This is a genomic window from Variovorax sp. Varisp85 (assembly GCF_047304045.1).
Lineage (GTDB): Bacteria > Pseudomonadota > Gammaproteobacteria > Burkholderiales > Burkholderiaceae_C > Variovorax.
This window is the reverse complement of sequence record NZ_JBGLYN010000110.1, coordinates 1-11,904: the sequence shown is the minus strand read 5'-3', so window position 1 is coordinate 11,904 and position 11,904 is coordinate 1. Positions and strand designations below refer to the sequence as shown.

The window sequence follows — 11,904 nt, the reverse complement described above, 5'->3', positions numbered from 1 at the left end:
GGGCACGTGTCCTGGCAACAGCGTGAGGCGCGGCTCTGTCCGGCGCTGGTGGCGCGCGACGGTGACGGCGCCTTACTTGGCGGGGCCGCCGCGCGCGCCGCCCGCCATCGAGCGCGGGCGGCTCAGCTGCAGGCGGGGGCCTCCGGCCGGCGGCGGCAGGCCGACATCGGGCAGCGGCTCGATCCTGGGCATGCCGCGGGCCACCACCGGCTTGACCGCGCCGCGCAGCAGCAGGGCCTGGATCGTGGAGATGCCGAGCAGCATCACCGCCTTGGCGAAGTGCTTCGCGGCCTCGTCGAGATCGGCGTCGGAGCCGGCGTTGACCGACTTCTGCGCGAAGTCGTAAAGCTCGCTGGCGCCCGAAAACACCGCCGTGCCGAGCGCGGCGAACCCCACCACGAGCAGGATCACGTCGACCACTTCGCCGACACCGAAGAAGTGCGAGCCGGCCCACACAACCAGCGTGGCGGCCACGATGGCCAGCGCGGCCGGCTCCAGCATGGCCTCGACGGTCTGGCGCGCCTCGCCGGGCAGCAGGGGCAGGGCCCTGCGCATCGCCTCGCCGACGCGCTCGGTCGTGGACATGGTGGCGGGTGACACGGAAACGGTTTCAGCCATGGTCGAGAACTTTCTATTTCAAGAAGATTTCGGCAGTGAAAGGCGGGCGCCACGGCGAATCTACCCGAACGCCGCCGCCGTGCCTGCAGGCCGGCGCCACGGCCACCGCTTATGCTCGCTGCATGGGTGAATTCGACCTGATCACACGCTACTTCAAGCGCCCCGCCACGCGTTCCCCGCTCGGCGTGGGCGACGACTGCGCATTGCTCGCGCCGGCACCGGGCATGCAGCTCGCGGTGTCCAGCGACATGCTGGTCGAGGGCCGGCACTTTCTCTCGACCGTCGATCCGGCGCGGCTGGGCCACAAGGCGCTGGCGGTGAACCTCAGCGACCTTGCGGCCTGCGGCGCGAAGCCGCTGGCCTTCACGCTCGCGCTGGCACTGCCGGGTGTCGACGAGCCCTGGCTCGAAGGCTTCTCGCGCGGCCTGTTCGCGCTGGCCGACGCGCACGGCTGCGAGCTGGTGGGCGGCGACACCACGCGCGGGCCGCTCAACATCTGCATCACGGTGTTCGGCGAGGTGCCGGCCGGCGCGGCGCTGCTGCGTTCGGGCGCGCGCGCGAGCGACGACATCTGGGTGAGCGGCACGCTGGGCGACGCGCGGCTGGCGCTCGAAGCCTTTCGCGGCACGGTCGCGCTGCCGGCCGAAGCCTTCGAATCGGCCCGCGCGCGCATGGAGCAGCCCACGCCGCGCGTGGCGCTCGGGCTGGCGCTGCGCGGGATCGCCTCGTCGGCGGTGGACGTGAGCGACGGGTTGATCGGCGACCTGGGCCACATCCTCGCCTCGAGCGGTGTGGGTGCCACGCTCGATGCCGATGCGGCGACGGCCTTGATCGCTGTGGAAGCCCCCAGCCTGAGCACCGAGATCCTGCGCACCTGCGCGCTCTCGGGCGGCGACGACTACGAACTGGTCTTCACCGCTGCGCCGTCGGCGCGCGCCGCAGTAGAGCAAGCCGGAGAAGACAGCGCCACCTGCGTCACGCGCATCGGCCGCATCGAGGCCGATGCCGGCCTGCGCATCGTCGATGCAGCCGGCGCGCCGGTGTCACAGCGCTTCGGCTCCTTCGACCACTTTGTCTGAAGGCCTGAGCCGCACGCGGCTCAGGAGCCTTGCACCATCGCCTGCATTTTTCGCTGTGCCGCATTGATCGCAGCCGATTGCCCGTTCAGCTGCTGAAGCATCTTGTTGAGCTCGGCCTGCACGGCCGGGTCGGTCACGGTGACCGTGGTGCCCGAAACCTGGATCTTCGACTTGTTCTTCTCGAGGAAGTCGCCAATGGCCAGCGCGCTGTCGAACACCGTGTCGAGCGCGGGGAACACTTCCTTGAAGGTGCCGGCCGGCGTGGTCACGGTCTTGTCGAAGGCCTTGTCGTAGACCGGCTTCAGGTCGTCGGGCTGCTTGAGCTGCGCGTGCGCGGCATCGGCCTTGGCGGTCTGCTGGTCGAGCGCGCTGCGCAGGCCGTTGAGGCCGTCCTTCGCGGCCTTGAGGTCGTCGCGGCGCGAGGTCAGGTCGGCGATGGAACGCAGCGCGCCCTTGGCCATGATCTGCGTCATGGGCTGGCTCACCGACTTGTTCATGCCTTCGTTGAAATCGGTGATCACCGCGTAGTGCTTCGCGTAGTCGCCGAAGGAGGCTTTCTCCTCCTCCGTGGGCATCGGCACGCGCAGGCCGGGCTTGTCGAGCACGCGGGTCTGCAGGAAGGCCGTGAAGGCCTTGCGCTGCTCGGCTTCCTTGTTGCCGCAGGCGACCAGTGCAAGGCCGAAGGCCATGAGGAGCGACAGGGCCCCGAGACGTCGAATGAAAGTTCTCATGGGCAGAGGCCCTCCCGCGTGTTGTGGTGGCAAAAATTATAGGGAGCGCTTCGCGACGGCGCGGTATGCGAGCCACACCGCGGCGGCCGGCGCAAGCGCGAAACCCGCGAACAGCCAGAGGGCCGCCGATTGCGCGCCTTCGACACCGCCCGGCACGGCCAGCCCCGCCGCATTCGCCACCAGTCCGGCCACGGCCGCGCCCACGGCCATGCCGTAGAGCTGCACGGTGGTGATCGAAGCGGAGGCCAGGCCTTCGTCACCTTTGGGCGCCAGCGACATCACACGCGTGATCAGGTGCGGCCAGCCGATGCCCACGCCGAGCCCCACGGCCGCCAGCGCGACGGCGATCAGCAGGGTCTCGAAACCGGCACCGAAGAATTCCTGCGACGGCAGCAGCCACGCGAGTGCCAACAGCCCCAGCGTGCAGATCACCGGGCCGGCGCGCAGCATGCGGTCGGCTCCCGCGCCACTGCGGCCCGAGGACAGCAGCGAACCCGCGCTCCAGCCGCCCGCCATCGCGGCCGCGAGGTAACCCGCCATGAGCGGCGAATGGCCGTGCAGCAGCTGCAGGAAGTACGGCACGAAGATCTCGGTTTCCGTGCCGATCAGCAGCAGCGCCACGCTCGCGTAGATGGCGCCCAGCGGCGCGCTCATCGCATACGCGCCGCGCGGCAGCACGCGCACGGCGGCGCGGCTGTCGATGCGGGTGGCCGCGAAGCCGATGGCCAGGCCCAGTGCCAGGCCGGCGGCCTGCCGGAGCAGGTCGGCCCACAAACCACTGGCTGCGATCACCAGCACCGAAGCCGCGAGCAGGCCGATCTGCAGCATCGGCACACGTGGCGGCGTGGCGGGCCGCGCGTACTTCACACCCATCTGGGGCCGCAATTGCACGAGCACCAGCAATGCCTGCGCCGCCGCCACCGGCAGCAGGAACCAGAAGGCCCAGCGCCAATGCCCGGCCTGCGCGAACAGCCCGCCCACGGCCGGCCCGCACAGCGTGGCGACGCCCCACATGCCCGACACCAGCGCCACCGCGCGCGGCCACAGCCGCTGCTCGAACACCAGCTGGATCAGCCCGTAGCTCAGCGCCGCGAGCAACCCGCCGCCCAACCCCTGCACCGCGCGCCCCGCGAGCATCCACGGCATGGCCGGCGCGAGCGCGCAGCCTGCCGAACCGGCGCCGAACACCGCCAGCGCCGCCAGGCACGCTCCGCGCGGGCCCAGCACCGCGAGCAGCCGCACCGACAGGGTTGCGCCGAGGATCGAGCCGACCACGAAGAGCGTCGTGCTCCAGGCATACCAGTCGAGCCCGCCGATCTCGCGCACCACCGACGGCAGCACCGTGGTCACGATGTGCACGTTGACGGCGTGCAGCGCGACGCCGCCGGTCAGCGCGAGCGCGCGCCAGCCGTTGCGGCCACTGAACAGCTCGCTCCATGCGGCGATGGGAGGTGGGGAGCGCAGCGCGGAGGAGGAGGAGGAGGACATGGCAAGCAACGAAGTCGGAAAGAAGCCCGGATGCTAGGTGCGCACGGCCAATTAAACAAGCTATTGCTTTGATAAATAAAAACTGCGCCGAACCGGTGCCGGCCCGGATGCGCGACACTCCTGCCCCGATGCAAGCCGCTTCTTCTTCCTCCACGACCACCACCTCCGGCGCCATGCCCCAACCCTCGATGCGCCGCGCCACGCTGCGCTTTCTGCTCTCGCATCCCGCGCACTTCATCGCGCTGGGCTTCGGCTCCGGCCTGCCGCGCATCGCGCCGGGCACCGTGGGCACTCTGTGGGCCTGGGCGGCGTTCTCGGTGATGCAGCTGTGGTTCACGCCGGCCACCATCGGCTGGATCATCGCGGCCTCGCTGCCCATCGGCTGGTGGGCCTGCACCGTGACTGCGCGCGACATGAACGTGGCCGACCCCGGCGCCGTGGTGTGGGACGAGGTGATCGCCTTCTGGATCGTGCTCTGGCTGGTGACGCCGGCCGGCCTCCTCGCGCAGGCCGTCGCCTTCGCGCTGTTCCGTTATTTCGATGCCGCCAAGCCCGGCCCGGTGGCCTGGGCCGATGCGCTGTTCAAGCAGCGCGACGCGGCGCAGGTGCGCTGGTGGCACGCGGGCTTCGGCATCATCCTCGACGACCTGGTGGCGGCGTTCTGCACGCTGCTGGTCATTGCACTCTGGCGCGCATGGTGAACCCGATGGACTCTTCCTCTTCTTCTTCGACGTTGCCGACGCTCGCGGACCACGACACGCCCGCGCTGGTCGTGGCGCTGGCCGGCCTGCTGCAGAAAAAAGGCTGGATGCTGGCCACCGCCGAAAGCTGCACGGGCGGGCTGATCGGCGCGGCCTGCACCGAGCTGGCCGGTTCCAGCGCGTGGTTCGAGCGCGGCTTCATCACCTATTCGAACGAGGCCAAGACCGAGCTGCTGGGCGTGGACGCGGCGGTGATCGCGGCGCACGGCGCGGTCAGCGAGCCGGTGGCGCGCGCGATGGCCGCGGGCGCGATCGCGCATTCGCCGCCGTCGCGCGTGGCGCTGGCCGTGACCGGTGTGGCAGGGCCGACCGGCGGCACGCCCGACAAGCCGGTGGGCACGGTGTGGTTCGGCTGGTCGGTCGATGGCGACGTGCGCACCGAGCGCCGCCGCTTCGACGGCGACCGCGCCACGGTGCGCGCGGCCACGGTGCGGTACGCACTGCAGACGCTGGTCGAGTTGCTCGGCCGCTGACCCGATTTTTCACAAACCCGAGAGGACTCATGACAGCAGCCACCAACGCCCAGACCATCGAGCGCTTCTACAGCGCCTTCGCGAAGCTCGACGGCGCCGCCATGAAGGCCTGCTACGCAAGCGATGCGGTGTTCGACGACGAGGCCTTCTCGCTGCGCGGGCAGCGCGAGGTGGGCGGCATGTGGCGCATGCTGACCTCGGCCACGAAGGCCAAGGGCGCCGACGTGTGGCGCCTGAGCTGGCGCGACGTGAAGGCCGACGACACCAGCGGCAGCGCCCACTGGGATGCGCACTACCGCTTCGGCGCCACCGGCCGCCTCGTCGACAACAGCATCGACGCGCACTTCACCTTCACGCCCGAGGGGCTGATCGCGACGCACCGCGACAGCTTCCCGTTCTGGACCTGGTCGCGCCAGGCGCTCGGCACGCCGGGCCTGCTGCTGGGCTGGACGCCCATGCTGCGCAACAAGGTGCGTGCCACCGCCGCGGCCAATCTCGCTACTTTTCTTGCACGCCAGCCATGAGCCACAACACCGCCATCGCCTTTTCCAACAACGAAGCGCAGCACCGCTACGAGGCCGTGCTCGACGGCAAGCTCGCCGCCTACGCCGAATACAACCTGCTGACCGACGCGATCATGTTCACGCACACCGAGGTGCTGCCGGAGCACGAAGGCAAGGGCGTGGGCTCGGGCATCGCGAGGCACGTGCTCGACGAGGCGCGCGAGAAGGGGCTGCATGTGATCCCGGTGTGCCAGTTCATCGCGGGCTACATCCGCAAGCACCGCGAGTACGCCGACCTCGTACGGCCGGACATCCAGCGCGCCTTCAAGATCTGAACGGGGCTCGCTCCCGGGCTGCACTGTTTGTGTTCCGGGAGTTCTTGTTCAGCGCGCGTGCGCAGGGCACCGGGTGCTCTGAACGATCGCGCCCCGAAGAGGACGCCCCGTCAAAAGCCCCAGGTCATTCACCGTGGCATTTCTTGTACTTCTTGCCGCTGCCGCAAGGACACGGATCGTTGCGCCCGGGCGTGGCTTCCTTGCGGATGGTCTCGGCTTTAGGGCCCAGGCTCTTCCAGAGCTGGCGCAGGTCGTACACGGCCCAGATGGCGGCGCCGAAATCGTCGAGCCGCTGCTGGCTCACGCTGGGCGGGGCGTCGTCACTGTACATCGACAACGTGGGCTTGGCGGTGTCGTCCTCGGTCAGGGCGACGATGTTGTCGAGCGCGTCGTCGAGCATGCGCGCGGCGTCCTTGTCGCGCGGCGTGGCCCAGTCTTCGGGCCAGTTCTCGACCGCGTACATGAAGCCCAGCGCCCAGACCTGCGCGAAGGACGGAATGGCTTCTCCGGCGACTTCGGCGCGTTCTTCCTCGGGCAGCGAGGCAATGGCGCCGCGGGTGTCGAGCACCTCGGGCTGCCAGCTGCGTTCGTCGTCGAGGGTTTCGACCGGGGCGTCGAGGCCCTCCTCGATCTCGATCCAGCGGCGCTTCCAGTTCCAGACGAACTCCATGTGCTGCGCCGAGGAGAAGCTGTCGCCCAGCAGCACGGGCCAGTATTCGGAGGGCATGATGGGCCGGCGGGTGCAGATCAGCGCGGCCATGAAGCCTTCGCAGAACTCCCACTGGGGGATTTCCTCGTCGTGCTCGCGCATGGCGTCGAGCGCCTGGTCGAGAGCGTCGAAATCGTCGGGGCCGAGGGGTGTACGGGCTGCGGAGGGGGCCTCGGAAGGCGAAATGGAGTCGGGAATGGTCGTCATGGCAAGTTCGGGGCAGCCCTCTATGATGCAGCAGGCTCCGGTCGAGACTACTTCTATGCCCACGATTATTCCGTTTCCGGCGCGCTACAGCGCCTTCGCCCTGTGCGTGGCCGGTCTGGCGGCCTGCCTGGCGTTCGTGCTGGTGTCGCCGCACCTGTGGCTGGCCTGGACCGGTGTGGCCGTGTTCGCGGTGCTCACGGGTACCGGCGTGCACGACCTGCGGCAGGCGCGCCACGCGATCCTGCGCAACTACCCGGTCATCGGCCACCTGCGCTTTCTGCTGGAATTCATCCGCCCCGAGATGCGGCAGTACTTCATCGAGAGCGACTCCGAAGCCGCGCCGTTCTCGCGCGCCCAGCGCTCGCTGGTGTACCAGCGCGCCAAGGGCGACCCGGACAACCGGCCCTTCGGCACCCAGCTGAACGTGACCATCGCGGGCTATGAGTGGATCAACCATTCGATGCAGCCCACGAAGCTCGCGAACCACGACTTCCGCATCGTGATCGGCGGCACGCCGCAGCCGGTCGGCGCCAATCCGGAGCAGCTCTGTACACAGCCCTATAGCGCCAGTGTGTTCAACATCTCCGCCATGAGCTTCGGCGCGCTGTCGGCCAATGCGATCCTCGCGCTCAACAAGGGCGCGCAGATGGGCGGCTTTGCGCACGACACCGGCGAGGGCTCGATCTCGCAGCACCACCGCGTGCATGGCGGCGACCTGATCTGGGAAATCGGCTCGGGCTACTTCGGCTGCCGCAACGACGACGGCAGCTTCAACGAGGAACGCTTCACCGCCAACGCGCGCGACCCGCAGGTGAAGATGATCGAGATCAAGCTGAGCCAGGGCGCCAAGCCCGGGCACGGCGGCGTGCTGCCCGCCCCCAAGGTCACACCCGAGATTGCGGCGGCGCGGGGTGTGCCGGTGGGCGTGGATTGCATCTCGCCTTCTTCGCACAGCGCGTTCTCCACGCCGACCGAGATGATGCATTTCATCGCCCGGCTGCGCGAGCTGTCGGGCGGCAAGCCGACCGGCTTCAAGTTCTGCCTGGGCCACCCTTGGGAATGGTTCGGCATCGTCAAGGCGATGCAGGCCACCGGCATCACGCCCGACTTCATCGTGGTCGACGGCGCAGAGGGCGGCACCGGGGCGGCACCGGTCGAATTCAGCGACCACGTGGGCGCGCCACTGCAGGAAGGCCTGCTGCTGGTGCACAACACGCTGATCGGTGTGAACCTGCGCCACCGCATCAAGATCGGCTGCGCCGCCAAGGTGATCACCGCCTTCGACGTGGCCCGCATGATGGCGCTGGGCGCCGACTGGTGCAACGCGGCGCGCGGCTTCATGATGGCGCTGGGCTGCATCCAGGCACAGAGCTGCCACACCGGCCATTGCCCCACGGGCGTGACCACGCAGGACCCGCTGCGCCAGCAGGCGCTGGTGGTGCCCACCAAGGCCGACCGGGTGCGCAACTTCCACCGCAGCACGCTGCATGCGCTGCAGGAGCTGGTGCAGGCTGCGGGCCTCGACCATCCACAGCAGATCACCGCGCACCACATCGTGCGCCGCATCTCCGACACCGAGGTGCGCCTGTTGAGCAACCTGGTGATGCAGGTGCAGCCGGGCGCCCTGCTCGGCCCGCTCGACGAGCAGCACAATGTTTTCCGAACCTACTGGCCGCTGGCCAGCGCAGAGAGCTTCCAACCCGTGACGCAGGCCCCGCACGGGCTGGTGGCGGGCTTCGCACTGGCCGCATGAATCCTTTGAGACGAGGCGCCAATGGGCGCCTGCAATCGCGCAAGGGCGCAGCTTCGGCGCCCGCTCCCCTCGACGCGCTCCTGCCGAACCCGCCGGCACCCGGCGACTACGCGGAGTTCCTGCGCACCACCCTGCCGCGGCAGGAGAAGAACGTGGCGAGCCACCGCTTCGGCAGCGAACGCGTGTGGCTCAAGAAGGCCGGGCCCCGGCACGGCAAATGGGGCTATCGCGTGATGGCGGCCGTCGCGCGCATGGCGGGGCTGGACATCATCAAGCCGGTGCCCAACCCGGGCGGCGAGGCGGCCATCGCGACCGAGGCTCGGCGGCTCAAGCAGCTCGCGGCCGCGGGCCTGCGCGTGCCGGTGGTGCTGGCGCAGCAGCCGGATGGCCTGCTGATCTCGGACCTGGGCGAAAGCGGCCGCGCGACGGTCGTGCTGCAGGAGCGGCTCGACCAGGCCGCCGCCGCCGGCCCAGCCGCGCTGCTGGCCGTGTGGCGCGAAGGCCTTGCCGCGATTGCCGCCGTGCACATGCGCGGCCAGCACCTGAGCCAGGCCTTCGACCGCAACCTCGTGCAGTGCCCCGACGGCGTGATCGGCTACATCGACTTCGAGGACGACCCGGCCGAGGTCATGACGCTGGCCGAATGCCAGGCGCGCGACTGGCTGAGCTACCTGCACTCCACGGCCATGATGCTGGAAGCCGCCGCGCCGCAGGCCGCGGGGCAGCACTGGCATGCGGCGCTGGCCGGCGTGAACGAAGAGGTGCGCGAGCGCATCGCGAATGCAGCCCGGCGCATGAAGTGGGCGCAGAAGCTGCCGGCGAGCCGGCGATGGGGAAGGGATACGCAGCGGGTGCGGGCGGTGGCGCGGTTGCTGGGGCAGTGGCACCTGGCGCCGCCCGCGCTCCCGAACTAAGGTGCGAACGCCGCCTGCACCGCCACACCGCGCAGTGCCAGCCGCTTCTTCATCGACAGCACCGCCCGGTCCTTGCTCAGCAGCAGTGCGCCGTGCGCCACGGCCAGGTCGATGAACACCTGGTCGTCGGGGTCGCTGCACACGCAGGGCGCGCGCGGCGGAGTGCCTTCCACCATCCGCACCCGCGCATCGAAATCGGCCAGCACCGCCGGCGCTTCCAGCCCGCGCTGCGCCATGCGCCGGGCGATCAGCGGGTAGCCCAGCACGCGTTCGAGCTCGGTGCGCATGGCGGCCGAGGCCAGCCAGTGCAGTTCGCCTGCGGCAAGCCGCACGGTCAGCGGTCCCCAGGCGGGATCTTCGAAGACCAGCAGGTCGAGCGCGATGTTGGTGTCGATGACGACGGGGCCGGATTCTGTCAGGGTCATGGAATGTGCGGGGGAATATCGCCGATGTTGCACCATGCAGGGCCGGAGTCAGGCCCTTGTCGGCCCGCCCGGCGAAAATGGGCCGTTGCCTGCCCACCCCCGCCCTTCCTTCATGAAACGTCTCCCGCTGCTCTGTCTCGTCGTGCTCGCGTCCACAGGAGTGCGGGCCGAGTGGCTGACCCTGTCGGGCACGCCCGGCGATGCCGCCAGCAGCTACGTGCAGGTGGAGCCGACCAGCGTCGAGGTGGAAGGATCGAACCGGCTCGTGAGCCTGCGCATGAGCCTGCCGGAGGACCGCACGGAACGCGAGGGCATCCGGTTCCGCTCTTTCCAGGCCCGTACCAAGGTCGATTGCGAGACCCGCAGCGCGCGCTACGTGAGCACCACCTACTTCGGCCATCCGGACTTCGTCGGCGAGCCCGTCGCGGTGAGGCATTTCGAAGAGGACGACATCCATCCCCTGACGCTGGCCGGCGCGCGCGATATCGTCATGCGCACAGTCAACGCGGCCTGCGCCGTCCGGCCCAAGGAAGCCGCCAGGGAGCAGCCGCGGCCCGAAGGCGCGCTACTTCCGCGCTGAGCCCGCGACCATATCGAAGCGGAACAGCCGGCACTCGATCGGCCCGTTCCACATCGGCACGCGGCGCGACTCCTTCAGCCGCATCTGCCTGGGCAGCTTCAGGTCGGGCGTCAGCACCCAGGCGGTCCAGCCGGCGTAGTTCTTCTTCCAGTGGGTGGCGAGTTGCGGGAAGAACTCGCCGCCGTCGCCCCCCTCGCCCTGCGCGGTCTGCGCCGATTCGCGCGCGCCGGAACGGCCGGTGCCGGCCACGCCGCCCACTTCGATGCGCTCGCCGTACGGCGGGTTGAGCACGATCACGCCGCCTTCGGCCGGGGGCATGCGCTGCAAGGCATCGCCGCCGCGGAACTCGACCGCTTGCGCCACACCGGCGCGCTCGGCATTGCGTTCGGCGAAGTCGACCATGCGGTGCGACACGTCGGAGCCGAAGATCGCCACGCTGCCTTCGCGCACGGTGGTCTCGGCTTCCTGCCGGATCGCGTTCCAGACATGCGCCTGGAACGGCAGCAGTTTCTCGAACCCGAAGCGCCGCAGCGACCCGGCCGCGATGCCGCGCGCGATCTGCGCCGCCTCGATGGCGATGGTGCCGCTGCCGCAGCAGGGGTCGTACAGCGGCTGCGTGGACACTTCGCCGGTCTCGGGGTTCCACCAGCCGCTGGCGGCCAGCATGGCGGCGGCCAGGGTTTCCTTCAGCGGGGCGTCGCCCTTGTCCTGGCGCCAGCCGCGCTTGAACAGCGGCTCGCCCGAGGTGTCGATGTACAGCGTGCAGGTGTCGGTGGTCAGGTGCGCGAACACGCGGCAGTCGGGCCACTGGGTCTCGATGCTCGGGCGCACGCCGTTCGCCTTGGCGCGGAAGCGGTCGGCAATGGCGTCCTTGATGCGCAGGGTGGCGAAGTTCAGGCTCTGCAGCGGGCTGTGCTGGGCAGTGGTCTCGATCTTGAAGGTCTGCTTCGGCGTGAACCAGATCTCCCAGGCCACGCCGTTGGCGATGGCGTAGAGGTCGTTCTCGTTGCGGTAGGGCGCGTGGGCCAGCTCGACCAGCACGCGCTGCGCGAGCCGGCTGTGCAGGTTGAGCTTCAGGGCGTCGCGCCAGTCGGCGCGCACCCGCACGCCGCCGCGCAGCGTGAGCAGGTCTTGCCCGGCGCGGCCGGTCAGGGCGTGCACCTCCTGGGCGAGGAATTCCTCGACGCCGGCGGCGCAAGGCAGGAAAAGAGAGAGATCGTTCACAAAAAATTGGCCATCGGGAAGCCCGACTAGGGGACTCCATTGTCGCCGCGTCACGCACCTTCTCTATATAGTCGATTTGCCGATGACTCCCACCCCCGCATCCC

The 11,904-nt window shown here is 69.5% G+C and carries 14 protein-coding genes; 8 read left to right on the top strand and 6 right to left on the bottom strand.

What is annotated here, in order from left to right:
• Window positions 1-72: 72 nt before the first annotated feature.
• A complete protein-coding gene (locus ACCC97_RS27930; RefSeq protein ID WP_413336215.1) occupies window positions 73-618 on the bottom strand; it encodes a hypothetical protein in 546 nt (181 codons plus the stop codon).
• Between the two features lie 122 nt (window positions 619-740).
• On the opposite strand from ACCC97_RS27930, the gene thiL reads away from it, so the two are divergent.
• Window positions 741-1,697 (top strand): thiamine-phosphate kinase, encoded by a 957-nt coding sequence (gene thiL / locus ACCC97_RS27925; RefSeq protein ID WP_413336213.1) that lies wholly within the window; start codon window positions 741-743, stop codon window positions 1,695-1,697.
• 20 nt (window positions 1,698-1,717) lie between these two features.
• Here thiL and ACCC97_RS27920 read toward each other — a convergent pair whose 3' ends face one another.
• Together ACCC97_RS27920 and ACCC97_RS27915 are read right to left on the bottom strand one after the other, a co-directional pair.
• Window positions 1,718-2,428, bottom strand: coding sequence for a DUF3053 domain-containing protein (locus ACCC97_RS27920; protein ID WP_413336211.1), 711 nt, complete (start codon window positions 2,426-2,428; stop codon window positions 1,718-1,720).
• A gap of 36 nt (window positions 2,429-2,464) precedes the next feature.
• Window positions 2,465-3,916 carry an MFS transporter gene (locus tag ACCC97_RS27915; protein ID WP_413336209.1) on the bottom strand — a complete coding sequence of 484 codons (1,452 nt, stop codon included), beginning with the start codon at window positions 3,914-3,916 and terminating at the stop codon, window positions 2,465-2,467.
• A 173-nt stretch (window positions 3,917-4,089) separates the two neighbouring features.
• On the opposite strand from ACCC97_RS27915, the gene ACCC97_RS27910 reads away from it, so the two are divergent.
• Genes ACCC97_RS27910 through ACCC97_RS27895 form a run of 4 tightly spaced genes read left to right on the top strand, consistent with a single transcriptional unit; the run spans window position 4,090 to window position 5,988 of the window.
• Window positions 4,090-4,617 carry a phosphatidylglycerophosphatase A gene (locus tag ACCC97_RS27910; RefSeq protein ID WP_007829904.1) on the top strand — a complete coding sequence of 176 codons (528 nt, stop codon included), beginning with the start codon at window positions 4,090-4,092 and terminating at the stop codon, window positions 4,615-4,617.
• A 5-nt stretch (window positions 4,618-4,622) separates the two neighbouring features.
• On the top strand, window positions 4,623-5,150 hold the full coding sequence (locus ACCC97_RS27905) for a CinA family protein (RefSeq protein ID WP_237726046.1): 528 nt from the start codon (window positions 4,623-4,625) through the stop codon (window positions 5,148-5,150).
• Between the two features lie 29 nt (window positions 5,151-5,179).
• Window positions 5,180-5,674: a nuclear transport factor 2 family protein gene (locus ACCC97_RS27900; protein ID WP_007829901.1), complete on the top strand. Its 495-nt coding sequence runs from the start codon at window positions 5,180-5,182 to the stop codon at window positions 5,672-5,674.
• Window positions 5,671-5,988, top strand: a complete 318-nt coding sequence (locus tag ACCC97_RS27895; RefSeq protein ID WP_413315295.1) for a GNAT family N-acetyltransferase — start codon at window positions 5,671-5,673, stop codon at window positions 5,986-5,988. Before ACCC97_RS27900 ends, ACCC97_RS27895 begins: the two co-directional genes overlap by 4 nt.
• Before the next feature lie 124 nt (window positions 5,989-6,112).
• On the opposite strand, the gene ACCC97_RS27890 is transcribed toward ACCC97_RS27895, so the two are convergent.
• Window positions 6,113-6,904, bottom strand: a complete 792-nt coding sequence (locus ACCC97_RS27890) for a UPF0149 family protein (RefSeq protein ID WP_413315296.1) — start codon at window positions 6,902-6,904, stop codon at window positions 6,113-6,115.
• A 55-nt stretch (window positions 6,905-6,959) separates the two neighbouring features.
• On the opposite strand from ACCC97_RS27890, the gene ACCC97_RS27885 reads away from it, so the two are divergent.
• Both ACCC97_RS27885 and ACCC97_RS27880 read left to right on the top strand, forming a co-directional pair.
• Window positions 6,960-8,657 carry an FMN-binding glutamate synthase family protein gene (locus ACCC97_RS27885; protein WP_007829896.1) on the top strand — a complete coding sequence of 566 codons (1,698 nt, stop codon included), beginning with the start codon at window positions 6,960-6,962 and terminating at the stop codon, window positions 8,655-8,657.
• Window positions 8,654-9,571: a hypothetical protein gene (locus ACCC97_RS27880; RefSeq protein ID WP_056588688.1), complete on the top strand. Its 918-nt coding sequence runs from the start codon at window positions 8,654-8,656 to the stop codon at window positions 9,569-9,571. Before ACCC97_RS27885 ends, ACCC97_RS27880 begins: the two co-directional genes overlap by 4 nt.
• Here the strand turns inward: ACCC97_RS27880 and ACCC97_RS27875 are convergent.
• Complete coding sequence (locus tag ACCC97_RS27875) at window positions 9,568-9,996, bottom strand: putative toxin-antitoxin system toxin component, PIN family (protein WP_007829889.1); 429 nt, start codon at window positions 9,994-9,996, stop codon at window positions 9,568-9,570. The genes ACCC97_RS27880 and ACCC97_RS27875 overlap by 4 nt on opposite strands.
• 112 nt (window positions 9,997-10,108) lie before the next feature.
• Here ACCC97_RS27875 and ACCC97_RS27870 point away from each other — a divergent pair, with 112 nt between their 5' ends.
• Window positions 10,109-10,576 carry a surface-adhesin E family protein gene (locus ACCC97_RS27870; protein ID WP_413336206.1) on the top strand — a complete coding sequence of 156 codons (468 nt, stop codon included), beginning with the start codon at window positions 10,109-10,111 and terminating at the stop codon, window positions 10,574-10,576.
• Here ACCC97_RS27870 and ACCC97_RS27865 read toward each other — a convergent pair.
• A complete protein-coding gene (locus ACCC97_RS27865) occupies window positions 10,562-11,800 on the bottom strand; it encodes a THUMP domain-containing class I SAM-dependent RNA methyltransferase (protein ID WP_413336204.1) in 1,239 nt (412 codons plus the stop codon). The genes ACCC97_RS27870 and ACCC97_RS27865 overlap by 15 nt on opposite strands.
• Between the last annotated feature and the right edge of the window lie 104 nt (window positions 11,801-11,904).